Raw genomic sequence first — 23,695 nt, forward strand, 5'->3', positions numbered from 1 at the left:
GGCACCACTTGGCGCTGCGCTCCAGCCCCTGGATCCGTACGTAGCGCGCCGGAGTTCCGGCGAGACACCAGGGTCATCGCGGTGAGGAGCAGGAGAACCGCCGAGAGGGATCTGCGCCTGCGGCTTGGAGGGTGCGCGATGTTCATCGACGACGCACACACGCAGAGATCCCGGAGGTCGACGAATTCCCGGGTGGGATACGGATGTACAGTCCCGGCACCGGCACCAGCAGCCCGATCGCACCGCCCCTGCCCATCACCCTGGCCGACGGCGGCCCCGCCGGACGGCGGCTCCTCGCATCGCCCATGAGGGACCGCCCGGCTTCGGCCGCGGCGGCGTCAGCGCCATGCTCCTCGACGCACTCATGGGGTGAGCCTGCGCCGCCGCCGGACACCTGGGCGTGACCATCTCCCTCCGGATGCGCCACAGAAGCCCCGTCCCTCCGGGGACTCCCTTGCGGGTACTCGCCCGCGTCGCGGGAACCGAGGCCCGCAGGATCTCCACAACAGGCTCGATCGCCACCGAAGAGGATCCCTCCACCGCCCTGGTGACAGCGGACGGCATCTTGGTCGCGCCGGACCCTGAAGTCGCCCGCGCACTCTTCCCGATCCTCGGAAACACGTAGTGAACCACCGCCCGTCGAGGAAATGCCCCGGGCCTGAGGCGGAGGAACCACCACGCCCACTCGGAGCGGCTACGAAACGGCTGGTCAGGAGCGCGAATCGACGGCGGCCGAGGGCTCCTCGCGGACCCGGCTCATCACAACCGCAGGAAGTGCGTAGGGGGAGGAGGCCGCGCTGGGCCGGCTGCGTCCACCGGCCGTCGACCTCCTCGACCACGCCCACCTCAGGCCGTGCAAGTCGGCCGCTGTGAAGCGCGGGGTGGCTCGCTGCTCACGGCGACGGTGATGAGTTCGTTGAGGTTGTCACGTCGGGACGCACCATGTGGAGTGCGTGGTGATCCTTGCGCCGGCCGCGAAGGGCTCCTGACCTGTGGCTTACCCGCATGCATGACGTGCAGTGCGGGCGCTGCGGGCGTTGTGCCGGTGCTGAGATGACGCTCGTGGCGCTCATGTGGCGCTCGTTCCGACGAGGCGTCACATGATTGACCGCGCAGATCATGAGGGAGGACGATGCGCAGGGCTCTTCCGTTCCCGGCGTTCTCCCCTCGGGGCCGGGCGGCGGGCTCTGCGGCGTAACGGCGGAATCGAGCATGGCAGCCTCACCGGGCTCAGGCCTCTCGGCATGTTGCACAAACTCCGACGTCGCTGCTTGCCGCGATTGCGCAGAGACGGGTCTCGAACCGTGCTTCAGGATGTGCGATCAGACAAGGTGTGAGCCGGATGAAACATCCAGTTCACCGTGACGACATCGGGAGTCCGCTGTGCTCTGGAGAAAACTGCTCGTCCCCCTGACCGCGCTCATGCTCCTGCTGACGGCTTCCGCCGGCGCGGGAGCGGCAGCGGCGTCCACCGGTTCCCCCGCCGGTTCCAGTACCGAGGCGGCCGCGGCCGACTACGGCGCTCCCGGCCCCTACGCCACGGCGGTGGAGGTCGGGGTGGTGACCACCCTGTACTACCCGCGTGACATCGCGACCAGCGACCGCCGCCACCCCGTGATCGTGTGGGGAAACGGCACCTTCGCCTTCCCGGTCGTCTACCGCGAACTGTTGCTCCACTGGGCCAGCCAGGGCTTCATCGTCGCCGCTGCCAACACCCCGCAGTCCAACCTCGGCATCTCCATGCGCGCCGGGATCGACCTGCTCACCCGTCGCAACGCCGACCCGGCCAGCCCCTTCCACGACCGTGTCGACCTTGAGCACATCGGTGCGTCCGGTCACTCGCAGGGCGGGGCCGCCGCCATCGTCGTCGGCGCGGACCCGCGCATCGACACCATCCTGCCCATCCAGCCCGGGCCACTCGCCAACATCGACAACGTCCACGTACCCGCGCTCCTCCTGGCCGGGCAGAAGGACAGCATCGTCTTCCCCTTCCTGGTCAAGGCCTTCTACAACGACGCCGACCACATCCCGGCCATCTACGGGGAACTGCGCGGCGCCGATCACTTCACGGTCGTGGGCGACCCCGGCCCGTTCGCCGCGCCCACCACTGCCTGGTTCAAGGCACAGTTGATGGGGGACCAGACGGCGAGGGCACAGTTCTTCGGGGCCGACTGCGGGATCTGCACCGACAGCGGCACCTGGTCCGACGTCCGCCGCAACGGCCTCGCAAGCCAGTGACCCGCTCCCGGAGATCCCTTCTGCCGTGACCGGCGGCCGTCCCGATCCACGCCGCCCGCCCCTGACACTCTCGCGACCGGGGGCGGGCGGCCCCCGTTCGCACATGGAAGGACTGCCATGGACCTCATCGCGACCACCGGGCAGGGCAAGGTCCGAGGCCGTTTCCACAACGGGATCGCCACCTTCCGCGGCATCCCCTACGCCGCCCCGCCCTTCGGCGCCCACCGCTTCCGCGCTCCCGCCCCGGTCGAGCCCTGGGAAGGGGTACGAGACGCTCTGGAGTACGGGCCGACCGCCCCCAAACGCCCCTACCGCCCGCCCCTCGACCGGCTGATACCCGATCCGAGCATCGCCGGGGACGACTGTCTCAACCTCAACGTCTGGACCCCGTCCGTCGGTGAGGGCCGGCTGCCCGTCATGGTCTGGATCCACGGGGGTTCCCTGCGCAACGGCTCGGCGAGCCTGCCGCTCTACGACGGGGGCGCCTTCGCACGCGACGGGGTGGTCCTCGTCTCCGTCAACTACCGGCTCGGCGTCGAGGGGTTCGGGGTCTTCCCCGACGCCCCCGTCAACCGGGGCCTCCTCGACCAGATCGCGGCCCTGATCTGGGTCCGCGACAACATCTCCGCCTTCGGCGGAGATCCGGCGAACGTCACCGTGTTCGGGGAGTCCGCCGGCGCGATCAGCGTCGCGGCCCTCATGACCAGCCCCGGCGCGGCCGGGCTGTTCCACCGGGCGATCCTGCAGAGCGGCCCGCCGCACACGGTGTCGCGCCGCGAGGGCGCGAAGACCGTACGGTCGATGGCGAAGCGACTGCGGATCCCGGCCACCGCCGAGGCGTTCGCGGCGGTGGACCGAGACCTGCTGCTGGACGCGCAGGCCGCCGTCGTCGACCGGTCCGACCCCATCGGCGGCGGTCCCGGCTTCCACATCGTGGTCGACGACGACGTGGTGCCCGCCGCCCCGCCCCTTCCCGAGGCCGACCTGCTGCTGGGCTGCAACCGGGAGGAGTACCGGCTGTGGTTCGTACCCGGCGGAACCGTGGACCGGATCAGCCGGCTCACCCTGCGGCTGGCACTGCTGAAGATCCGTGTCCCGCAACGCGTGGCACGCCTGTACCGAGCCACCCGGCCGCATGCCAAACCCGGTGAGATCCTGGGAGAGATGGCCACCGACCTGCTGTTGCGGGGGCCGCTCAACCGCCTGGCAGACTCCCGGCCCGCCCGCACCTTCGTCTACGAATTCTGCTGGCGATCGCCCGTGATGGGACTCGGCGCGTGCCATGCGCTGGAACTCGGCTTCGTCTTCGACAACCTGCGCGCCGCCGAGGACCTGACCGGGCCCGGCGCGCCCCAGCCACTGGCCGACGCCATGCACCGGGCCTGGGTCGCCTTCGCCACCACCGGACAGCCGGGCTGGTCCGGCTGGAACGCGGACCGGCCCGTCATGGTCTTCGACCACCCCGGCGCCGGCCTGGTCCTCGCACCCCGGCACGAGGAACTCGGCGCCTGGCTCTGACAGATGACGGGCCGAGCGCTCGCCGACGCCGGCCGTGGTTCAGCCGTTTTCCGCCGCTCCTGCGGATCCCTGCGGGCCGATGACCCCGCGGTGATCCGCGGGCCCGGCCAGGTCCCTGGCGACGAGCGCCGCCTGGATCAGCCGCGCCTGCGCGGGAACCGCGAGGTCGAGGCCCGTCAGCGCGCTCACTCGCTGCAACCGGTAGTCCAGGGTGTTGCGGTGGACGCACAGCTCCGACGCCGTCCGGCGGCGGTTGAGCCCCCGCTCCACGAACACGCGCAGCGTTTCGAGCAGGTACGGATGCTCCTCCAAGGGGTCGAGTTTGGCCGCCAGCCGCACCAGGCCGTCCCCGGGGCGCGCGAGCTGGTGCTCCAGCAGCACGTCGTCGAGGCGGTAGCACCCGGGCGGGCGTCCCAGGCGCCGGACGAGATCCAGCACGCGGCCGGCCTCCTGCGCCGCCGAGGAGATGGCCGCCGGTACGGAGGAGCGGGCGGCGGCGGCGCGCACGGGCTGCCCCACGTCCTTCTCCAGCCGGGCCACCAGGCCCGGCACGTCGGGCCTGCCCGGCAACAAGGCGATCCGGGCGACGTGGTCCATCAGCACAGGGATCCCGGTGAAGGCGTCGAGCGAGGACTGCACCAATCTGCTCGGCGGGTCGGACTCGAACGCGAAGGCAACCACCTCGTGCTCACCCACCACGGCCACCCGCGCCACACCCGCCAGCTCCTCGTACGGCCGTCCTTCCAGCAGGGCGCCGAGCAGGGCCCGCCGTACGCGCTTGTCCTCGCTGTGGAGGTCTTCCCGGGCGTTCTGATGGGCAAGGACGACCGCGGGCAGCGCGGCGTGCAGGCAGGCGAGCAGCTTGCCGCCCGCCCCGGCCAGCTCACCGGGCTCCGCGACCTCGGTCAGCGTCTGCCACCACACCTCGGCGCCGATCAGGTACGCGGATATCACCGCCTCCAGGGGGACGCGCTCCTCGGCCCGGCGCGCCGACCACTCGATGAGCCGGGTCAGATCGCCCGGCCCCAACGGACCCCCGCCGCCGCCGTCGCGCAGTGCCCTGAGCAACAGCGCGTGCACCGCCGCGATGGACCGCGCGACCTCGCCCTGGAGGGTGGCGCGGGGCAGCGCCCCGTAGAACGGCGCCTCCGCCGCGCAGCGCGCGACCACGACGGCCGTGAGGTCACCGACCCGGGCAGCCATCCGGGCGTGCAGGTCCGACATCGGCGCATCGTCACACCGCCCCGGCCGTGCCGTCAATCGGAGTCCCGGGTCCGGCGGCGCGGGCAGTGCGTCGGGCGTGTCCCCGAACTGCTCCCGGCCGCCGACTCGTCGGCGAGACAGGCGACGTCATGTGGGACGTCAGGCCTGGGTATCTCCTGAACGGTGCCGGTCCTTCCACGCAGTCGTCAGCGGTTCGGTCAACGATCGCCGACTCCCCCCGGCCGGCCCACCACGATCGCCCGTCGCCCGGAGTGCGCCTTCCCGATCCGGGGTGGGCTCGCCGTCTGAACGGCGGACGGAGTGGGGCAGGAGACGCGGGCCGTACTGTGTGGCTGCGGGGCGGCCCGCAGCGTATCGTTCCGCGACCACATCGGGTCCTGTCGGCCGTCCCGGTCCGCGACCGCAGACACCAGGAGCTGACCATGACCACACCGCGTGACCTGATGCTCGTAGCCCTGGACGCGGCATCCGGCCGGCCGCCGGGCCGGGGCGAGCTGTCGCTCGGGCTCGCGGGAGCCGAGTTGATCGACCTGGTCGACGCCGGGGCCGCCGAACTGGAAGGCGACCACATCGTGCCGGCCGACGCGGATGCTCCCGACGACGCGCTGTTGCGGGCCGCTGCTTCGGCGCTGGTGCGGGAGGAGCCGTACGAGTCCGTGGACGACTGGCTGTGGCGGCGGGGACGCGACTTGTCCTCGGTGTACCGGGCCGCTCTGGAGGAGGAGGGGCTGCTCACCCGGCAGCGGGGCCGCAGGCTGCCGTTCCGGGCGGGCAGTGAGCCCACGCTCGTCGATTCGCCCGAGCGCCGTCGCGCGACCGGCCGGCTGGCGGCGGAGGATCCCGTACTCACCGCTCTGGTGGCGGCCGTACGAATTCACGACGAATCCGCCGCCGACGCTTACGACGCCGGTGGCTCCGGTGGCTCTGAGGACGCCGCTGAGCCCGTTGAACTGCCGGACGGTGTGGAGGCGGTGCTGGCCGCGGTCGGCGACGCGGAGTTGGAGCTTGCGGCCGTACGGCAGCGGCGGGACGTGGAACAGGCGGCCTTCGACAACATCTGGCGAGGTGTCTGACGGGCCGTGTGCCCGGCCCGTACGGAGATCCGGCCGCGGTGGGCACCTGCCCGGTGTCGTGGACTGTCCGCTGATGTCGACAGCGGATGGTGTGAGGGACCGGGTGAACCGGGGGCGTGAACAGTGATTTCGGATCCCCGGCTGTCCGGGCGCGCCCGGCCGACTACGAGTCCGCCGCCGAACCCGGACGCCGGAAGGTGTACCGCGCCTTGCCGAGGTCACCGACCCCGTCGTCGATCCGGCCGACAGTGATCGCTCCCGACGGGCTCGCCGGGCCTCCCCGGGCTTCCCCGGAACCTGTTCCGGCCGGGCTCGCACCGCGGATGCGGTTGCTCCGTGGGGTGGGGCAGTCGAGCGGCTTGCCCGGTTCGTCGTGTGGGGAGCAGTGGAAGCCGCCGCCTCCGGAGGCGATGGTGTCGATGTCGATGTCGGTCCGGACGATGTCGCGCTCGGGGAAGTGCCCAGGTCGGGCCGGGGGAGGTCGATGATCTCGAAGGAGCCGCCCTCGACGAGCGTGCGGGTGGGCGATTCGCGGAGACGAAGGCCTGATGACCGGCCGGCGGTCAGCGCGCGACGAACTGCGTCAGAATCGCCTGCACCTCATAAATGTTGACCCCCTTGGTGAAGGTCTTCTCGATCGGTGTCGCGCTCCCCGACACCCAGATCTTCAGTTCGGCGTCCAGGTCGAAGTGGCCTGCCGTCTCCACGGAGAAGTGCGTGATGCTGCGGTACGGCAGCGAGTGGTACTCGATCTTCTTGCCGGTCAGCCCCTGCTTGTCGATCAGGATCATGCGCTGGCTCGTGAGCAGGATGGCGTCCCGTATCAGCTGATAGGCGCCGTGGACCTGCTCGCCCTGGCCGAGCAGCCGGGCGTACTCCCGCGCCGCCTTGCCCGGATCGATGGTGTGCGCGTTGCCGAACAGTGCCACTGCGGTCCCCGTCTGTCGTTCTGCCGTTCCGTCCTTCGGTCGTTCAGTGAACGGGTGAGTTCACAGGCGAGTTCCCCAGCGCTGTGAGGCCCCGCTCGTCAGTGCCGACGGCCTTGACAACGCCGACCAGCCCGGAGCCGACTCGATCCGGCCCGGTCTCGAACAGCGCGGTTGCGGAGGTTTCGTACCGGCACGGTGCGAGCGGGGGAGCCCCCCGATGGGCCTGTGACCTGCTCTTCGGCGGGATCTCGGACGCCTGGGAGGCTGTGCGAAACTCGACTGTGCGCCGCGCCGCGCCGCATCGGCCGGGCGACTTCGGCCATGAACCGCCGGACCGGCCCGAGCCTGTCACCTCGAAGGGAAGCTCTCCGGATGCGCATCGGGATCGTCGGCACCGACAACAGCCACGTCGACCAGATCGTCCGCCACCTCAACGTCGAGAAGGCCGGCGGCGACGCGCGCGTGGTGGCGCTCGGTGGTGGTCGAGGCCGGCGCAACGACGCGCTGGCGGCCGCCGGCGGGATCGCGGCGGTCGTCGACGAGCCCGCCGGTCTGCTCGGGCTGGTCGACGCCGTCGTCGTCGCGGACCGGGACGGTGCGAACCATCGGCAGCAGGCGATCCCCTTCCTGGCCGCGGGCCTTCCGGTCTTCGTCGACAAGCCCCTCAGCCGCACCGTCGCGGACGCCCGGGCCATGATCGACACCGCACGTGCCCACGACGCGCCGCTCACCTCCTCCTCGGCACTGCGCTGGATTCCCGACACCGAAGCGCTGGTGGCCCGGTCGGCGCAGGGAGGCGCGCCGCAGCTGGTCGTGGTGTCCGGTCCGGCGGATCCCGACGGCGACCACGGCGGGATCTTCTTCTACGGCATCCACGCGGTGGACATCGCGCTCAGGCTCGCCCCCGGCGAGATCTCCGGCGTCCGCACCGACATCACCGGCACCACGGTCGTCGCCTCGTTCACCGCCGGTGCCACCCGTGTCGTCGTGAACCTCGTCAGGCCGGGCAGCGCGGATCAGGTTCCCTTCCATGCGATGACGTTCACCCGGCAGAGCATGGTCCAGCAGACCCTCACCCCGGGTGCGGACTACTGCGTACCCGGCCTCGAAGTGTTCCTGGAGATGGCGCGCACGGGCACCCCGCCGATCGGCTACGGGGACCTGCTCCGCCCCATCGAGGTGCTGGAGTCCGTCGCCATCGCCCTGCGCGAGGCGTCCTCAGACGCTCGCTGAGCCGGGTCCACCGCTCCACCGCTCCACCGCTCAGCCGCTCCGCCGGCCCCGGTGGCCCCGGTGGCCCCGGTGGCCCCGGTGGCCCCGGTGGCGCGGTGCTTCGTGATGCCCGCACGGGTTACCGGCAGGCGAAGGGATTCGGTCCGACAGGCGTATCCCGTACGTCAATCGACCTGGCGGGATCACGATACGCGCGCGTCGGTTCGCCATGAGTGATGCCGGTGTGACCTGAAGCACAAGATCCTTGACAGTCGCCGGACAGTTGCCGAAAGCTCGTTCATCATTGGTCTGGACCACAATGAATGGGCGGGGTTCATGTTCGAGCCGTCACGTGCTTCTGCCGTGGGGAATTGATGGACCGACAGTTATCCGATGTGCGGCTGGCGTTGTGTGAGTTGTGGCAGGCGTTCGGGGCCGCCGCGCTATTGGTCCGGTTCGGCCCCGACGTCCCCTGGCCCCACTCCTCCTGGGCCCGCGAGGCGCACGGCGCGCTGACGCCGCGAGTGAGGTCGATGGTCGCCCTGGCCCGGACGCGCGGGCGCATTCCCTCGTTCCTGACCGGGGGTGTCACCTCCCGGAAGGCGAATGTCGCGGACGAACTGGACGGCCTGGCGCGCACACCTGCCGGGCTCGTCCGTGACGAGCTTGCCCGCGAATACCCGCAGGCCTTCGACGATCCCCCGATCGCCGCTCTGATCCGCGATCCGGAGGTGCAATTACGGTACTTGTCCGTTGAGTTGGCCAACTTCTGGCGAGCCGCGATCGAGCCGCGCGGGGGCGGTCTGGCCCGCAGCCTGGAGGAGGAGATCCTCTTCCGCTCGCGCACCCTGGCGATGGGCGGGGGAGCGGCGCTGCTCCGCGATCTCGGACTCCCGGTCGAGCGCACGGACGGCGCGGACCGGGTGACCGCGGTGCCGATGCTCTTCGCGGACGGCACCCACTGGTGGTCGGTCGCCGCGGGGCGGACCGTGGTCGCCTTCGCCGCGCGGGGAGCGGGACTCCTGCACACCGGTCCGGAACGGGGTGGTGCCGCGCAGTCCCCGCGCGAGGACCGGCTGGCGATCCTGCTGGGCCGAGGGCGTGCGTCCGTGGTCCGTGAGCTGGCCGTACCGATCACCACCTCCGCGCTCGCCGACCAGCTGGGACTGGCCGCGAGCACGGTCTCGCAGCACCTCTCGGCCCTTGTCTCCGCAGGCGTCGTGCAACGCCACCGGGCCGGCACCCGCGTCCTGTACGAGCTGAACCGTTCGGGCGTCACGCTCACGCAGTGCCTGATGAATCAGTGAGGCCGGTACACCTCCACGCATGTCTGATGACATGTCAAAACCGTTTGTCAGAAGGCCTTTCGAGGTGATTCGGCGTACACCGAAAGGCTTGTCCGCCCCACTGCTGTCGACAAGGGTCGAGGTGGGGAACTGCTCGGGTCGGGCCCGTGGCACGCTCCGACGCCCGCCGGTCACGGCGGCCGCGCCGAGGCCGTTCCCCGGCACCCACCGCGGTGATGTGCCCGGACCGGATGCGCTGGGGGAGCGGCCGGTCCGCTCAGCCACCGAGAACTTCGAGCCTGGAGTGACTGCATGCCGACGCCCACCCCGTATCTGCATCGAGCCCCCTCGGACCTCCCCTACTTCAGCTCGGACGGCGAGGCGTATCTGACGCAGACGCCGCTGAGGGACATCCGCAAGTCGCAGGAGCTCCGGGTGCTGTCCCAGGAGGACTTCGACTTCTGGCAGACCTACGGGTACGTCATCGTCAGGGAGGCCATTCCCGCCGCGGCGGCCCGGCGTCTGCTGGAGTTCACCTGGGACTTCCAGGGGCTCGACCCGGCACGGCCCGAGAGCTGGTACGAGGACCGGCCGTTCCGCGACGACCTGGACCGGGAGCTGCATGTCTACGGCTTCGTCGAGGCGTACCACCACCAGCTCATCTGGGACAGCCGGCAGGCCCGGCGCGTGTATGACGCGTTCGTCGACGTCTGGGACTGCGAAGAGCTGTGGGTGACACTGGACCGGCTCAATCTCAATCCGCCCAACATCAAGAACCGCGACCGTGCGCTCATCGCGCCCACGGACAAGGGTTTCGACATCGAGCTGCACTGGGATGTCGACACCACCCTCGGCGTTCTGCCGCAAAGGGTCCAGGGGATCATCGCGCTCAACGACACCCGGCCCGAGCTGGGCGGCTTCCAGTGCTCGCCCGAGCTGTTCCGCCGGTTCGAGGAGTGGAAGACCGCCCAGCCGGCGGACCGCGACCCGATCAGGCCGGACGCCGACCGGAGCGATTTCCCCGTGGTACGGCCCGAGTTGAGAGCCGGGGACCTGCTCATCTGGAACGGGCTGCTCGCGCACGGGGTGGCACGCAACACCTCGGAGAACGGGGTGCGCGCGGTGCAGTACCTCTCCATGATGCCCGCGCTCGAATCGCACGAAGACCTGAGGCGGTCCCGGATCGAGTCGTGGCGCCGGCTCAGCACACCGGACTGGAACAAGACGCTGGTCGGCGATGCCATCCGGCACGAATCCCTCAGGTACGGCACCGCCGCGCTGACCGGCCTCGGCGAGCGGCTACTGGGGCTGACCTCCTGGAACGAGCGGGAACCCGAAGAGTCGGAGGGAGAGCCGGCATGCGCCGTATCTGTCTGACCCTCCCGACCAACAGGCCCTGTGCCGCCGCGATTTGCGACATCGGCGAGGAGGCGGATCACGCGGCCGGCCACTTCGGTGCCGAGGTGCATCTGCTGATCCTGGACTCCTCCGGAAAGGACGCGTTCGCCGAGCATGCCGAAGTGGTCGCCAAGGCCCGGCGGGCCCCGAACGTGATCACGCACCACCTCGACGAAACACAACAGCGGGACTTCCTGCGCCGGGCCATCCGGCGCTCCGGTGCCGCCGAGCCGGATCTGCTGCTCGACCTCATGCTCCCGTCCGGCGTCTCCTACGGTGCCTGCACCAACCGTGCGTTCCTGATCGCTGCCGCGCTCGGCTGCCGTTCGGTGCACCGCAGGGACTCCGACAGCACGTATCAGGTTCTGAACGGCGAGACGGTCTTTCCGATCCATCATGAGCTGACGTCGCTCGGGAAGACCGCGGCCGACGCGGCGGGCGGTGTCTCCGAGACGGTGCTCGACCCGGCACACTCGGCCAAACCGGTGGCGATGGTCGGCAGTTCCTTCGTGGGCGAACTGTCGGTGGACATCGGCGAGATGTCCCGGCTGGACAACGGCATCTACCACGACGTCGTCAGCCTGTGGGCTCCTCGCCACTGGTCGGACGAGCAGAAACGGGAACTGGTCGAGGAGTCCTTCCGGGGAGCGGGCACCGATCCGTTCGTCCGCGACCGCTCGACCCTGACCCATGTCGATCCCATGCGGGTGGACATGTGCAACATCAGCTTCCTGGACGAGGTGTACGAGCGGGTGCCACTGCCACCCGCGACCGACACCATCGGCAGCGACTACTTCCTGATGCACCTGGTGCACGACGGCACACTCCCCGGCGTGCTGCACAACCGCAACATCGTGAACCACTACACGGCCGAGCGGCGCACCGACGCCGGATTCATGGCCTATCAGCTGAGGTTCACCAAGTTCTTCCTGTCGATGCTCTACTTCAACTTCATCTACGAGCGGATGGCGGCGGCCGGTGCCGCGCTGCTCGACGACGACTTCCGCCTACGCCCGGAAACGGTGGCCGGGCTGGCGAGGCAGAGCGCCGGGGCGGACCGTGAGGAGAACGTGCACCGGCTGGAGGTCATCGAACGCTCCTACCGCCGACTGGGCGGCAGATACGCCGAGTTCGCCGAGACCCTGGCATCGCGGGGCCGGCAGCTGCTCGAAGAGGCCCAGGCGGACATCGAGCACTTCGCGCTGCTGACCGAGGCCTGGCACTCCCTGGTCCGGGCGAGTAGATCCACCGCCGTCCACGGTGCGGACGCATCCGCCGGAGTCCACGGACCGGCGACGTCCGGCGGAGCCCACGGCCCGGTCGCATCCACCGCCGTCCACGGTCCGGACGCATCCGCCGGAGTCCACCGCCCGGCCACGTCCGGTGGTGTCCACCGGCCGGGCGCATCCACCGCCGTTCACCGGTCGAGCCACTAGGCGGGCCCGGATCATCATGCATCTGAACGCCCATACACGCGCCGCGCTGGAAGCCGCCGACGAGGACCTGATCGTCTTCGATCTCGCCGGAATCGAAGCGCAATACGACTCACTGTTACGGGAGTTGCCCGGCATCTCCGTCCGGTTCGCCATGAAGTCCTGCCCCGTGGACGAGGTCCTGTCCCGGCTCGCGGAGAAGGGGTCCGGGTTCGACGCGGCGAGCCCCAACGAGATCGCGCAGGCCCTCCGGACCGGTGTGCCGGCCGACCGGATCCACTACGGCAACACCATCAAGTCCGACGAGAACATCGCCGAAGCCCACCGCCTCGGCGTGCGGACCTTCGCGACCGACAGCCTGGAGGACGTGGCGGCGACAGCGGCCCACGCCGCCGGATCCCGGGTCTTCTGCAGACTGGCCACCACCGGCGACGGCGCACTCTGGGGCCTCAGCCGGAAGTTCGGCTGCTCCGGAACCGACGCGGTACTCGTCATGGAGGCCGCCCGGGCGGCCGGACTGACGCCGGCCGGCCTGTCCGTCCACGTCGGCTCGCAGCAGATGACATCGGAGGCCTGGCAGGACGCCTTCGAGCGCATCGCCGATGTGCTCACGGACCTGAACCGCCGAGGCATCTTCCCGGACCACATCAATCTCGGCGGCGGCCTGCCTGCCGCCGGCTATCTCGACAGCCGGGGAATCCCGCTGGAACCTCCGCTGGACAAGATGTTCGCTGTGATCCGGGAAGGAATCCAGCACCTCGGGGCGGTCTCGGAAAGCCCGCTGGAATTCGTCATGGAACCGGGCCGTCATCTGGTCGCCGACCACGGCGTGATCAGGGCACATGTGTCCCGGCTCTCCTCCCGGAGACAGATCGACGGCGCACGCGAACACTGGCTCTATCTGAGCTGCGGAAAATTCAACGGCCTTTACGAAATGGATCAGTTGCAGTACCGGCTGCTGTTCCCCTCGCACCCAGGAACGGAACAGGTCCGGGCCGTTGTCGCGGGCCCCACCTGCGACAGCGACGACGCCTACGACCACCGGCACAATCGTGTTTCCGTGCCCCGGTCGGCCGCCTCGGGAGACCCGGTCTGGATTCTCTCCAGCGGCGCCTACGCCACCGGCTACATGACCCAGGGATTCAACGGTTTCGATCCCCTTCCGTACACCTGTGTCGAGGGCGGACAGATGGGCCGTGACGTGTGCATACGCCGTATCTCTGAGCGTGACTGGGACGCCGTCGCGGCACTGGAGGCCGGTGCGTACACCGCTGCCGGGCTCTCGGAAGGCCGGGCGGCCCTGGAGTCCCGGGCCAAGGCCTCGCCCGCCACCTGCTTCGTACTGGACCTCGGGAACCGGACCGTGGGCTATCTGCTGGCACTGCCCTATCCGATGTTCGAGTACCCGGACCTGAACCGGACGGAGGACATCGTCTTCCATTCGCGCAATCTGCATCTGCACGATCTCGTCATAGCCGAGGAATTCCGCGGCCGAGGCCTGGCGAAGAGCCTGTTGCGGCATTTCTCCGGGACAGCGGGGGCGAAGGGGTACGAGGAAATCTCCCTGGTCGCCGTCCTGGGCAGCGAAACCTTCTGGGCGGCGAACGGATACCGGGCCCATATGGAGGTCGCACCCCCGCCGGGATACGGCGCGGACGCGGTGTACATGTCCCGGGCGGTGCCCGGCGCCCACAGCAGGAGAACGAATCCCGTCCGTGCGTCCTCGCATCGGGCAACTCTGGAAGACGAAGTGGGCTGATTGCCGATGTCTGGCGTTACCGATCAATTCCGCCGAGCGCAGCTCGCGATCGCAGCGTTGTTCTGTTTTCTCGGATTCCAGTACGCGACCTGGGCATCACGGCTCCCCGCCATCAAGACCCGGCTGGACCTGTCGGAGGCGGAACTGGGCCTGTTGCTGATGGCCTGCGGCGCGGGCGCGGCCGCGTCGTTCCCCCTCGTGGCGATACTGATGAGGCGCATGGGCTCACGACGACTCGCGGTCCTGTCGGCCGTGGTCCTGAGCCTGCTCCTGCTCGCGCTGTCGGCCGCACCCAGCTATCCGGTCGCCCTCGTCGTCATCTGCTGCGACGGGATCGCCGTCGGCAGCCTGAACGTCGCGATGAACGCCCAGGGCGCCGCGCTCGAAGTCGTCTACCGGCGCACCACCATGGCCAAACTGCACGCGACCTTCAGCGCCGGTTCCCTGTTCGCCGCGCTCCTCGCCTCCGGTGTGAACCTGCTGACCACGGACGTCACGGTGCACTTCGCTGTGGCAGCGGCCCTGCTGCTCCTGCTGGTCGGACTGACCAGGTCGGGGCTGCTGACCGAGGACCAGCAGTCCCCGGCCGGATCCCCGGCCGGTACGCCCACCGAGGATCCCGCCCGGGAGAAGCGCCGCCGCAGGCTGAGCATGCCGTCCCGCGTGACGATATGGATGGGCTTCGCGATGGTGTTCGGCACCATCACCGAAGGCGCCATGAACGACTGGTCCGCCCTCTACATGAAGGACGTGGTCGACGCGGCGGCGGAACTGGCACCCATGGGCATCGCGGTGGTCTCGGTCATGATGGTGCTGGCCCGCGTCTTCGCCGACGGCTGGCGCAGCCGCTGGGGCGACGGGCGCATCGTCCGGGTCGGCGGTGTGGTGGCCGGAACCGGGCTGGCGCTCGCCCTGCTGGCCGGCGGGGTGGTGCCGACCCTGATCGGGTTCGCCTGCGTCGGCCTGGGCGTCGCGGCCGTGACGCCCTGCATCTATGTGGCGGCGGCGGCGCAGGGCACGGACGCGCTGGCCCTGGTGGCCGCCATGGGAACGACGGGCCTGCTGGCCGGGCCCGCGCTGATCGGCTTCATAGCGAGCGCCGGCAGCCTGGTCTGGGGAATGGGCGCCGTCGCCGCCTCGGCGATCCTGGTGTCCCTGTGCGCCACACGGATCCGCTGGCCGGGTCTCGCCGGGTCGGAACCCCGGGTCCTGAGCCCCGAGATCTGAGCCCCGGCCCCGAGCCCCGGCCGTGGGCACGACCTGGGTGGCCCCGGCCGGTTGGGCGAGCTCCCGGCACCAGGCAGGATGGTGCTGTCCAGCCGGTAAGGGGAGACCATGATCGAGAAAATTCTACCGTCCCGGGTAGCGGTGGCAGAGGCGTTCTCCGACCTGCCCGATGCCGTGCTCCTGCCCGCCGAGGAGCAGCTGACCCGCGGCTTCGTGCCCAAGCGCCGCGGGGAGTTCGCCACGACGCGGCACTGCGCCCGCCTCGCCCTCGGATCGCTGGGCATATCTCCCGTCCCCATCCTCAAGGGCGCGCGCGGTGCCCCGCTCTGGCCGGAGAACACGGTCGGGAGCCTGACCCACTGCACCGGCTACCGCGCCGCCGTCGTGGCCCACCGGGCGGACGTGCGCTCCGTCGGCATCGACGCCGAGTGCGACGCGCCGCTCCCCGAAGACGTGCACGGCAGCATCGCGCTGGCGACGGAGCAGCGGCGCGAGCGCGAACTGTGCCTGGAACAACCGGGGATCAACTGGGACCGGTTGCTGTTCAGCGCGAAGGAGGCCGTGTACAAGACCTGGTTCCCGCTCACCCACCGCTGGCTGGGCTTCGAGGAGGCCGACATCGAGCTCCGGATGGACGGCAGCTTCAGCGCCGAGATCCTGACCTCCGACCTGGAGCCGGCGGCCGGTGCGGGAGCGCCCGCGGTCCCCGCGGTCTTCAGCGGCCGCTGGCTGTCCGAGGGCGGTCTGCTGCTGACCGCGATCGTTGTGGAGAGCACCCCCGCACCGTAATCTCTGTCCGCATGAGTGAAGACCACCCGGGCGAAGAGCGCAGGCGCGCACGCGAGTTGGGCATCTCCCTGAACGGCGAGCCCGGGCGGTGGAACGCGATCACCGACGTTCCCGGCGTCGAGGTCGGATACGTCACCCTCGTCGACGGCGACGACGTACGCACCGGAGTGACCGCGCTGCTGCCGCGCGGCCGGGACGGTGTGGGAACCCCCTGCGCGGCCGGCTGGCACTCGTTCAACGGCAACGGCGAGATGACCGGCACCGCGTGGATCGAGGAGACCGGCTCGCTCGCCGTTCCGGTGGTCGTCACCAATACGTACGCGGTCGGCCCGGTGCACCGGGGCGTGGTCGAGTGGGTCCGCGCCAACTGCCGGGGCATGGCGCCGGAGTGGCTGCTGCCGGTCGTCACGGAGACCTGGGACGGTCACCTCAACGACATCCACGGCGCGGCCGTGGAGTCCCGCCACGCGGCGGAAGCGATCGAGGCGGCGGCCTCCGGCCCGGTCGAGGAGGGATGCGTCGGCGGCGGGACGGGCATGCGCTGCTACGGCTTCAAGGGCGGCTCCGGCACCGCCTCGCGCGTGGTGGAGTACGGCGAGGACCGGTACACCGTCGGAGCCTTCGTCCAGGCGAACTTCGGCGCACTGCGCGAACTGGTGGTGGCCGGTGTGCCGGTGGGCCGCGAACTCGCCGACCCGGCCGGGTCGACCGCCCCCCGCACGGCCCCTGGGGCGACGGCCGACGAGGAGCGCCCGGTGCCGCCCGGCGCGGGCTCGGTGATCGTGGTGGTGGCGACCGACGCACCGCTGCTGCCGGGTCAGTGCAAGGCGCTGGCCCGCCGGGTGACGCTCGGCCTGGCCCGTACCGGCACCACCGGCAGCCACTTCTCCGGAGACCTGTTCCTGGCCTTCTCCACGGCCAACCCGTCCGCGCTGACCAGTACGTTCCCGGAGAACGACGGCAGTGCTCCGTACGAGTCGATGCGCTTCGTGCCCTGGGGCCGGATGGACCCCTTCTACGGCGCGGTGGTCGAGTCGGTGGAGGAGGCGGTGCTCAATGTGCTCACCGGCGCGCAGCCGATGACCGGCCGGGCCGGCCACCACGTCCCGGCGCTCCCGCTGGACCGGGTGGCCGAACTCCTGACGGCGCGCGGAGCCGTCTCGTAGCCCCACCCGACCGGGGGCGCTCACAGCCGCTTCGCGGCGGGCTCGTTGGCCGGGTACAGGTTCGTCGGCCATACTGCCCGCCGTGGAGCAGCGCATAGATCCGAACACTCAGCCCGGATACGCCGCAGGGACAGACCCGGCGTTCATCCCCGGTCTCACGGCCCCCGTCACGGCCAGGAAACCGGACACGAGCCTGGAGCAGCCAGACCTGGAGGACACAGAACCCGAACAGGCGGAGCAGGAAGAGCCGGAGCACGACCACCCGGAGCAGGGCCGGGCGGAGCCGGAAGCGGCGCAGGAGCGATCGGCCGACGACGCCGCTCCCGACGGTGACGCCTCCGACGACGACGGAGACAGCAAGGCGGCGGCGGACGGCAAGGACGCGGCGGACGGTCCCTCGTTCGAGGTGAGCGACCGCCGGGGCTCGATCGCCGTGGACCGTGCGGGGGTCCGGTTCCGGCTGGACGACCAGGAAGCCGACTTCCGGTGGGACGAGATCGGCGCCGTCGAGGTGAAGTTGCCCCGGTTCGGCCGCCGGTTCACCGTCACGGTCCATATGTCGACCCGGAGGTGGTTCAACGCCGAGGTCGAGGCGCCGGCCAGGAGCAGCCTCAAGGGGTGGGCGGCGGAGCTCGACGCGGTGCTGGACGCCTACTTCGAGGAGTCCTGACCCCGGCCGAGCGGTCCGGTGGGCGGGGCCGACGGCCGTCCCGCCCGCCGGTCCCCGCCCGGCCCTCCGTACGGGCCGTACGGGCCGCGGAGCGCGTCGAGGATGTGCGGCCAGGCGGCGGCCCCGAGCGCCGCGTCCGCCGCGGCTGAACCCCCGTGGCGGAACTGTGCGGAGGCGGGCGCCGGGCCCTCGCCGGGCAGGCGCGGACGGTGGCCCGCGCCGGGGTCGCCGACGACCCGTACGGGCAGTCCGGCCGCCCTGCGACGGGCGGCCAGCTCCTCCGCGCAGGGCAGGGAAGGCCACATCGCGTCGTCGCCGCCCGCGACCAGGACGAGATCCGCACCGGATCTCTCCACCGGGATTCCCGCCGCGTCGACGCGATCGGCGAACGTGCGCCGGCTCTGCTCGTACCAGCCGCGGATCGCGACCGGACCGCCCTCGGGCCGTGCGGGCGTGGGCGTCCAGGAGTCGTCGTACGGGACGAACGGCAGCGGCTCACCGCGCCAGGTCCACGAGGACCGCTGGGGCCGGTCCCGTCCGTCCTCTCCCGGTCCGACGTTCGCCCAGGTGAGCGACGTGGGCGAGAGCGCCACCACGGCGTCGACTCCGGGCAGCAGCACCGACAGGTGCAGGGCGGCCTCCGCGCCCTTGGACGTACCGAGCACGCCGATCCGCCGTGCTCCGCCCGCGCGCAGCAGTGCGATCGCGGGCTTGAAGGTCTCCAGCGGGACCTCGCAGATGCCCGGCGGCTGCCCAAAGCCGCCGAACCAGCGGACCGACAGGGCGGCCATGCCCTCCCGGGCCAGGATCCGGCACCGCTCCTCCTCGATCCGTCCGCTGGACCCGGAGAGCACGAGCACCCCGGCCTCCGGGTCGCCGGCCGGGCCGTGCGGGGGCCTGGCGAGGAACCCCTCGCGAACGCCCCGGTGCGGGGCTTCGTGAGGGGTTCCGCCGGCAATCCCGCGTGTGCCTTCACCGCGAGCGCCCGCACCCGGGCCGACCTCACCGGGGTCGCCTCCGCCCGGGTCGCCTCCGCCGGGATCGCGGAAGACGCGCTCGACGATGTGCATCGGACGGTCAGGCGTCCGTGAGCACGACGGAACGCGTCAGGTGGCGCGGGCTGTCCGGGTCCAGACCGCGGGCGACGGCCCGGGCGATCGCCAGCCGCTGCACGCGCACCAGGTCGGCCAGCGGGTCCAGGTCGCTGTCCACCCAGCGGGCGCCGGTCGCCAGCACCTGCTCCGCGAGTCCCTCGGGGGCGGTGCCGAACATCCAGGTCGCGGTGCCGGCGGTGGCGATGCTGATCGGACCGTGGCGGTACTCCATCGCGGGGTACGACTCGGTCCAGGACAGCGACGCTTCCTTCATCTTCAGCGCCGCCTCGTTGGCGAGCCCCGCCGTCCAGCCGCGGCCGAGGAAGGAGAACTGGGTGCACTCCACCAGGCCCTCGGGCAGCGGCTCGGCCAGCGCGGTCTCCGCGTCGCGCACCGCTTCCTCGGTGTGCAGACCGAGGTGGGCACGGAGCAGGGTGAACGCGGTGGTGGCGAACCGGGTCTGCACCACGGACTGCTCGTCGGCGAACTCCAGTACGACGACGTCGTCGGCCGCCGTCATGACCGGAGTGTTCGGGTCGGCGGTGATGGCGACGGTACGGGTGCCGCCCCGGAGCCGTTCGAGCAGTTCCAGCACCTCGGTCGTGGTCCCCGAGCGGGTGAGGGCGACGACCCGGTCGTAGCCGCGGCCGAACGGGAACTCCGAGGCTGCGAAGGCGTCGGACTCGCCCTGACCGGACCCCTCACGGAGCGCGGCGTACGCCTGGGCCATGTAGAACGAGGTGCCGCAGCCGACGACCGCGATGCGCTCGCCGGTGGCGGGAAGCGCGGCCGACTGCGTCTCGGCCAGCTCGGCGGCGCGACGCCAGCACTCCGGCTGACTGGCTGTCTCGATCTCGACAAATGACACTTTTGCACTCCGTACTCGTAGTGAGATGCTCGTTTACGCACGCTATACGCGCTCTACGAGCATTATCAAGCATCCCGCGTGCAGAATGCTTGACTGAGTGGTGCCTTGTGCGACGCTTGCGCGTGTCCGGTGACCGTACCCAAGGGGATGGGTGCCCGAAGCCCGGGCCCGTGAGGAGAGTTGCCTTGTCCAGGGATGCCCGGTGGAACGCGCTGCTGGAACTCGTCGGTAAGAACGGCCGGGTGGACGTCGAGGACGCCGCCACGACGCTGGACGTCTCGGCCGCGACCATCCGCCGCGACCTGGACCAGCTCGCCGAGCAGCAGCTGCTCACCCGAACCCGCGGCGGTGCGGTGGCGCACGGCGTCAGCTACGAACTGGCCCTGCGCTACAAGACCGGCCGCCACGCCCCGGAGAAGCAGGCCATCGGCCGCGCGGTCTCCGAACTGGTGGCGGTGGGCGAGGTGGTGGGACTGACCGGCGGCACGACGCTGACCGAGGTGGCCCGTTCGCTGGCGGTGCGCTCCGACGTCGTGGGTGAAGGCGCGACCGGGATGGGCGGACAGCCGACCCTGACCGTGGTCACCAACGCCCTCAACATCGCCAACGAGCTGGTGATCCGTCCGCAGATCAAGATCGTGGTGACCGGCGGAGTGGCCAGGCCGCAGTCGTACGAGCTGACGGGCCCGCTGGCCAGTGGGGTGCTGGGCGAGATCACGCTGGACGTCGCCGTGCTGGGTGTCAACGCGATCGACACCGAGCGCGGTGCCTACGTCCATCACGAGGGCGAGGCCAGTATCAACCGCCTGCTCGCCCAGCAGGCCCAGCGCGTGGTCGTGGCCGCCGACTCCTCGAAGATCGGCAGGCGGGCCTTCGCCCGGGTCTGCGATCTGAGCCAGGTCGACTTCCTGGTCACCGACGAGGGGATCACCCCCGAGGCGACCGCCCGTTTCACCGAGGCCGGAGTCACGGTCGTCGCGGTCTGAGTGCCGGCCGCCCGACGGCGGGGAGTCGTCCCGGACGCGGGGCGGCGCCCCGCCGTTTTCTCTGTGCACGCCGCCTCTTTGCTTGCACCGAGACCACTCGATGCCAAATGATGCTCGCTAAGTCCACGAAACGAACAACTCTTGCCACGTACGTGCGCTGTCGTGAACTATGTGCATGTCGCCGTGCAGGAGCACCGGCCGCACCCCCATCCCCGTACGAACCCGCCCGCACCACCAGTACAGCCAGAGAAGGGACCTCCGTGTCAGACCTGCGACTCGGCGTCATCGGGCTCGGCCTGCGCCGTTCCATCGCGACCTCCGCCCACCACCCCGGACAGGGTTCGGCGATCACCGCCGTCTGCGACCTCGACCCCGAGGTCCGGCGGCGCGAGGCCGAACGGTTCGGTGCCGATGTCGCGGTCGAGGACTACAAGCAGCTCCTCGACCGGGACGACCTCGACGCGATCGTGGTCGCCACTCCCGACGACACCCACGAGACCATCGCCATCGACGCGCTGCGGGCCGGCAAGGCCGTCTTCGTCGAGAAGCCGCTCGGGATCACGGTCGAGAGCTGCGACAACATCCTGCGCGCCGCGTACGAGACCGGAACCCGGCTGTACGTCGGGCACAACATGCGCCACATGGGCGTCGTACGGCTGATGCGCGACATCATCGCCCGCGGCGACATCGGCGAGCCCAAGGCCGTGTGGGTGCGGCACTTCGTCGGGTACGGCGGTGACTACTACTTCAAGGACTGGCACGCCGACCGGACCCGCACCACCGGTCTGCTGCTCCAGAAGGCCGCGCACGACATCGACGTACTGCACTGGCTGGCCGGTGGTTACACCCGCCGCGTCAACGCGCTCGGCGACCTCCTCGTCTACGGCGACCTGCCGCGCCGGGAGGCGGACACCCCGCGCCCGGCGAACTGGCTGCGGGAGTTCGACTGGCCGCCGACGGCCCGCAAGGACCTGCACCACATCGTGGACGTCGAGGACGTCTCGGTGATGAACATGCAGCTCGACAACGGCGTCGTGGCCGCCTACCAGCAGTGCCACTTCACCCCCGACTACTGGCGGAACTACACCGTCATCGGTACCGAGGGCCGCCTGGAGAACTTCGGTGACGGACCCGGCGACGAGGTCAAGGTCTGGAACACCGGACCCAGCGGATACCGCGCCGAGGCGGACATCACCTACCGGGTGCCGGAGGCCGACGGCACCCACGGCGGCGGGGACAGCCGGATCATGGAGGAGTTCTGCCGGTTCGTGCGCGACGGGGGCGTCACCGACACCTCGCCGGTCGCCGCCCGGATGAGCGTCGCCGCCGGTGTGCTCGCGACCCGGTCCCTGCGCGAGGGCGGTGCGCCCTTCGAGGTGCCGGCCCTCGACCCCGAGCTGGTCGCCTACTTCGAGGGTGGCCAGGTCCGGTAGCGCGCACGAGCGGTGCGGCCGGATCGCGGCCGCGGAGACCTTCGGGGACGGTGCCTTTCGGTGCCGTCCCCGAAGGTCTCTGTACGACTGTTTTCGGTCATGCTCGGTGGGTAATCGGCTCATTCCGGTTTGGCGACCGCCCGGTGGGTGTTCGGTCGGATGTGTGACGCAGCCGGGTGAATCGGGTGGGATTGCGAGAAAGGTGACGGGTGGAGATGGGCTGTGCCGGTCTCGCAGGGTCACCGGGGGTGCGTCACCGTAGGGTCATGGGAGCGATTTCAAGCCAACGAGATCTCGCGATGGCCGAGTTCGAACGCGTGGCCGGATTCCGGTCGGCATAATCGCGTCCATGTCGATCACGGGTGGAGACGTCGTTGACCTGGGTCGGGGCCTTTACGCATGGCTCCCGCCGAAACGGGGCTGGGGGCTGGCCAACTGCGGTCTGCTCGTCTCGCCCCGCGGTGCGCTGTGGATCGACACCCCGTACGACGCCGTGCTGGCCGGTCAGTTCCTGGCCGAGTCCACGAAGCGGCTGCCGGACGGAGTCCAGGTCGACCGGGTGATCGTCACCCATGCCAACGGGGACCACTTCTGGGGCGCGGGGGTACTCCCGGACGCGGAGATCATCGCGACCCGCGAGGCCCGCGAGCACATCCACTACGAACCCACCCCCAAGCAGCAGCACGCCCTGGTGGCCTCGGGCGATCCGGCCACCCCGCTCGGCGGCTACCTCGCGCGCCACTTCGGCCCCTTCGACTGGTCGCAGACCGAGCCGGTGACGCCGACCACCTACTTCACGGGCGAGCTCGAACTGACCCTGGGGGAGTACCCGGTCCAGATCTCCGCGCTGCCGTCCGCGCACACCACCGGCGACCTGATGGTCCATCTGCCCGCCCAGGGCGCCGTGTTCACCGGGGACATCATCTTCTCCTCCACCCCGGAGCAGCCGGGCGACCACCCGGTGCACTGGGCGGGCCCGCTGAGCAATCTGATCTCGGCCTGCGAACGGGTACTGGGCACCGGAGCCGAGACCGTCGTCCCGGGGCACGGCCCGATCCTCGACCGGGCCGGGGTGCGCGACCACATCGTGTACCTGGAGTACGTGCGCGAGCGCGCCCACGCCTTCCACACGGCCGGGATCCCCGCCGTCGAGGCGGCCCGCCGGGTCATCGGCGAGGACCGCTACCCGGAACTGGGGCTTCCGGAGCGGCTGGTGGTGACCATCGGCAGCGAGTACCGGCAGCTCGACGGCTCCGCACTGCCCGGCGTGCTCCAGGTGATGACCGAGGTCGCCGTGGTCGCTCAGGAACTGGAACAGCCGGACGGGCCGGCCGGACCGGCGGAGCGCCAGGGCCTGTCCGGATGAGCCGGCCGGACCCGCGGAACTCCTGC

Annotated in this window: 21 protein-coding genes; 17 read left to right on the plus strand and 4 right to left on the minus strand. The window is 70.7% G+C overall.

Annotation, left to right across the window (positions count from 1 at the left end; all coding sequences use genetic code 11):
• Positions 1-400: 400 nt before the first annotated feature.
• From AADR41_RS42750 to AADR41_RS00160, 3 genes are all read left to right on the plus strand, one after another.
• Positions 401-625, plus strand: a complete 225-nt coding sequence (locus AADR41_RS42750) for a hypothetical protein (RefSeq protein ID WP_446750961.1) — start codon at positions 401-403, stop codon at positions 623-625.
• A gap of 758 nt (positions 626-1,383) precedes the next feature.
• Positions 1,384-2,238, plus strand: coding sequence for an alpha/beta hydrolase family protein (locus AADR41_RS00155; protein WP_342279278.1), 855 nt, complete (start codon positions 1,384-1,386; stop codon positions 2,236-2,238).
• 117 nt (positions 2,239-2,355) lie between these two features.
• Positions 2,356-3,756: a carboxylesterase/lipase family protein gene (locus AADR41_RS00160; RefSeq protein WP_342279279.1), complete on the plus strand. Its 1,401-nt coding sequence runs from the start codon at positions 2,356-2,358 to the stop codon at positions 3,754-3,756.
• Between the two features lie 39 nt (positions 3,757-3,795).
• On the opposite strand, the gene AADR41_RS00165 is transcribed toward AADR41_RS00160, so the two are convergent.
• Positions 3,796-4,980, minus strand: coding sequence for a PucR family transcriptional regulator (locus tag AADR41_RS00165; RefSeq protein ID WP_342279280.1), 1,185 nt, complete (start codon positions 4,978-4,980; stop codon positions 3,796-3,798).
• Between the two features lie 422 nt (positions 4,981-5,402).
• Between AADR41_RS00165 and AADR41_RS00170 the strand changes: the two genes are divergently transcribed.
• Entirely contained in the window at positions 5,403-6,053 is a 651-nt protein-coding gene (locus AADR41_RS00170; RefSeq protein WP_342279281.1) for a GOLPH3/VPS74 family protein, read from the plus strand.
• A gap of 563 nt (positions 6,054-6,616) precedes the next feature.
• Here the strand turns inward: AADR41_RS00170 and AADR41_RS00175 are convergent.
• Positions 6,617-6,982 carry a PH domain-containing protein gene (locus AADR41_RS00175; protein ID WP_342279282.1) on the minus strand — a complete coding sequence of 122 codons (366 nt, stop codon included), beginning with the start codon at positions 6,980-6,982 and terminating at the stop codon, positions 6,617-6,619.
• Positions 6,983-7,354: 372 nt separating this feature from the next.
• Here AADR41_RS00175 and AADR41_RS00180 point away from each other — a divergent pair, with 372 nt between their 5' ends.
• The 9 genes from AADR41_RS00180 (at position 7,355) to AADR41_RS00225 (ending at position 17,922) form a co-directional block, all read left to right on the plus strand.
• Entirely contained in the window at positions 7,355-8,215 is an 861-nt protein-coding gene (locus AADR41_RS00180; protein ID WP_342279283.1) for a Gfo/Idh/MocA family protein, read from the plus strand.
• Between the two features lie 353 nt (positions 8,216-8,568).
• Positions 8,569-9,501, plus strand: a complete 933-nt coding sequence (locus AADR41_RS00185) for an ArsR/SmtB family transcription factor (RefSeq protein ID WP_342279284.1) — start codon at positions 8,569-8,571, stop codon at positions 9,499-9,501.
• Positions 9,502-9,792: 291 nt separating this feature from the next.
• Positions 9,793-10,857, plus strand: a complete 1,065-nt coding sequence (locus AADR41_RS00190; RefSeq protein ID WP_342279285.1) for a phytanoyl-CoA dioxygenase family protein — start codon at positions 9,793-9,795, stop codon at positions 10,855-10,857.
• A complete protein-coding gene (locus tag AADR41_RS00195) occupies positions 10,839-12,314 on the plus strand; it encodes a DUF6271 family protein (protein WP_342279286.1) in 1,476 nt (491 codons plus the stop codon). Before AADR41_RS00190 ends, AADR41_RS00195 begins: the two co-directional genes overlap by 19 nt.
• A 16-nt stretch (positions 12,315-12,330) precedes the next feature.
• Entirely contained in the window at positions 12,331-14,070 is a 1,740-nt protein-coding gene (locus AADR41_RS00200; protein ID WP_446750962.1) for a GNAT family N-acetyltransferase, read from the plus strand.
• A 6-nt stretch (positions 14,071-14,076) separates the two neighbouring features.
• Positions 14,077-15,297, plus strand: a complete 1,221-nt coding sequence (locus tag AADR41_RS00210; protein WP_342279287.1) for an MFS transporter — start codon at positions 14,077-14,079, stop codon at positions 15,295-15,297.
• A 108-nt stretch (positions 15,298-15,405) separates the two neighbouring features.
• On the plus strand, positions 15,406-16,086 hold the full coding sequence (locus AADR41_RS00215) for a 4'-phosphopantetheinyl transferase family protein (RefSeq protein WP_342279288.1): 681 nt from the start codon (positions 15,406-15,408) through the stop codon (positions 16,084-16,086).
• An 11-nt stretch (positions 16,087-16,097) separates the two neighbouring features.
• A complete protein-coding gene (locus tag AADR41_RS00220; RefSeq protein WP_342279289.1) occupies positions 16,098-17,252 on the plus strand; it encodes a DmpA family aminopeptidase in 1,155 nt (384 codons plus the stop codon).
• Positions 17,253-17,334: 82 nt separating this feature from the next.
• Entirely contained in the window at positions 17,335-17,922 is a 588-nt protein-coding gene (locus tag AADR41_RS00225) for a hypothetical protein (protein WP_342279290.1), read from the plus strand.
• Here AADR41_RS00225 and AADR41_RS00230 read toward each other — a convergent pair.
• Entirely contained in the window at positions 17,904-18,782 is an 879-nt protein-coding gene (locus AADR41_RS00230) for an acyl-CoA thioester hydrolase/BAAT C-terminal domain-containing protein (RefSeq protein ID WP_342279291.1), read from the minus strand. The genes AADR41_RS00225 and AADR41_RS00230 overlap by 19 nt on opposite strands.
• 78 nt (positions 18,783-18,860) lie before the next feature.
• Between AADR41_RS00230 and AADR41_RS00235 the strand changes: the two genes are divergently transcribed.
• Positions 18,861-19,013, plus strand: a complete 153-nt coding sequence (locus AADR41_RS00235; protein ID WP_342279292.1) for a hypothetical protein — start codon at positions 18,861-18,863, stop codon at positions 19,011-19,013.
• Here the strand turns inward: AADR41_RS00235 and AADR41_RS00240 are convergent.
• Positions 19,000-19,884, minus strand: coding sequence for an SIS domain-containing protein (locus tag AADR41_RS00240; RefSeq protein ID WP_342279293.1), 885 nt, complete (start codon positions 19,882-19,884; stop codon positions 19,000-19,002). The two genes, AADR41_RS00235 and AADR41_RS00240, sit on opposite strands and share 14 nt — an antisense overlap.
• A gap of 185 nt (positions 19,885-20,069) precedes the next feature.
• Between AADR41_RS00240 and AADR41_RS00245 the strand changes: the two genes are divergently transcribed.
• From AADR41_RS00245 to AADR41_RS00255, 3 genes are all read left to right on the plus strand, one after another.
• Positions 20,070-20,870, plus strand: a complete 801-nt coding sequence (locus tag AADR41_RS00245) for a DeoR/GlpR family DNA-binding transcription regulator (protein ID WP_342279294.1) — start codon at positions 20,070-20,072, stop codon at positions 20,868-20,870.
• A gap of 260 nt (positions 20,871-21,130) precedes the next feature.
• Complete coding sequence (locus tag AADR41_RS00250) at positions 21,131-22,303, plus strand: Gfo/Idh/MocA family protein (RefSeq protein ID WP_342279295.1); 1,173 nt, start codon at positions 21,131-21,133, stop codon at positions 22,301-22,303.
• 349 nt (positions 22,304-22,652) lie between these two features.
• Entirely contained in the window at positions 22,653-23,669 is a 1,017-nt protein-coding gene (locus tag AADR41_RS00255; protein ID WP_342279296.1) for an MBL fold metallo-hydrolase, read from the plus strand.
• Positions 23,670-23,695: the final 26 nt, after the last annotated feature.

This window comes from Streptomyces sp. CLV115 (assembly GCF_038448545.1).
GTDB classification, from domain to species: domain Bacteria; phylum Actinomycetota; class Actinomycetes; order Streptomycetales; family Streptomycetaceae; genus Streptomyces; species Streptomyces sanglieri.

Excerpts from the sequence above, each read along its gene's own strand:
- AADR41_RS00210 (WP_342279287.1), top strand. The coding sequence starts at position 14,077 with ATGTCTGGCGTTACCGATCAATTCCGCCGAGCGCAGCTCGCGATCGCA.
- AADR41_RS00165 (WP_342279280.1), bottom strand. The coding sequence starts at position 4,980 with ATGTCGGACCTGCACGCCCGGATGGCTGCCCGGGTCGGTGACCTCACG.
- AADR41_RS00220 (WP_342279289.1), top strand. The coding sequence starts at position 16,098 with ATGAGTGAAGACCACCCGGGCGAAGAGCGCAGGCGCGCACGCGAGTTG.
- AADR41_RS00190 (WP_342279285.1), top strand. The coding sequence starts at position 9,793 with ATGCCGACGCCCACCCCGTATCTGCATCGAGCCCCCTCGGACCTCCCC.
- AADR41_RS00215 (WP_342279288.1), top strand. The coding sequence starts at position 15,406 with ATGATCGAGAAAATTCTACCGTCCCGGGTAGCGGTGGCAGAGGCGTTC.
- AADR41_RS00160 (WP_342279279.1), top strand. The coding sequence starts at position 2,356 with ATGGACCTCATCGCGACCACCGGGCAGGGCAAGGTCCGAGGCCGTTTC.
- AADR41_RS00170 (WP_342279281.1), top strand. The coding sequence starts at position 5,403 with ATGACCACACCGCGTGACCTGATGCTCGTAGCCCTGGACGCGGCATCC.
- AADR41_RS00200 (WP_446750962.1), top strand. The coding sequence starts at position 12,331 with ATGCATCTGAACGCCCATACACGCGCCGCGCTGGAAGCCGCCGACGAG.
- AADR41_RS00195 (WP_342279286.1), top strand. The coding sequence starts at position 10,839 with ATGCGCCGTATCTGTCTGACCCTCCCGACCAACAGGCCCTGTGCCGCC.
- AADR41_RS00255 (WP_342279296.1), top strand. The coding sequence starts at position 22,653 with ATGTCGATCACGGGTGGAGACGTCGTTGACCTGGGTCGGGGCCTTTAC.
- AADR41_RS00185 (WP_342279284.1), top strand. The coding sequence starts at position 8,569 with ATGGACCGACAGTTATCCGATGTGCGGCTGGCGTTGTGTGAGTTGTGG.
- AADR41_RS00180 (WP_342279283.1), top strand. The coding sequence starts at position 7,355 with ATGCGCATCGGGATCGTCGGCACCGACAACAGCCACGTCGACCAGATC.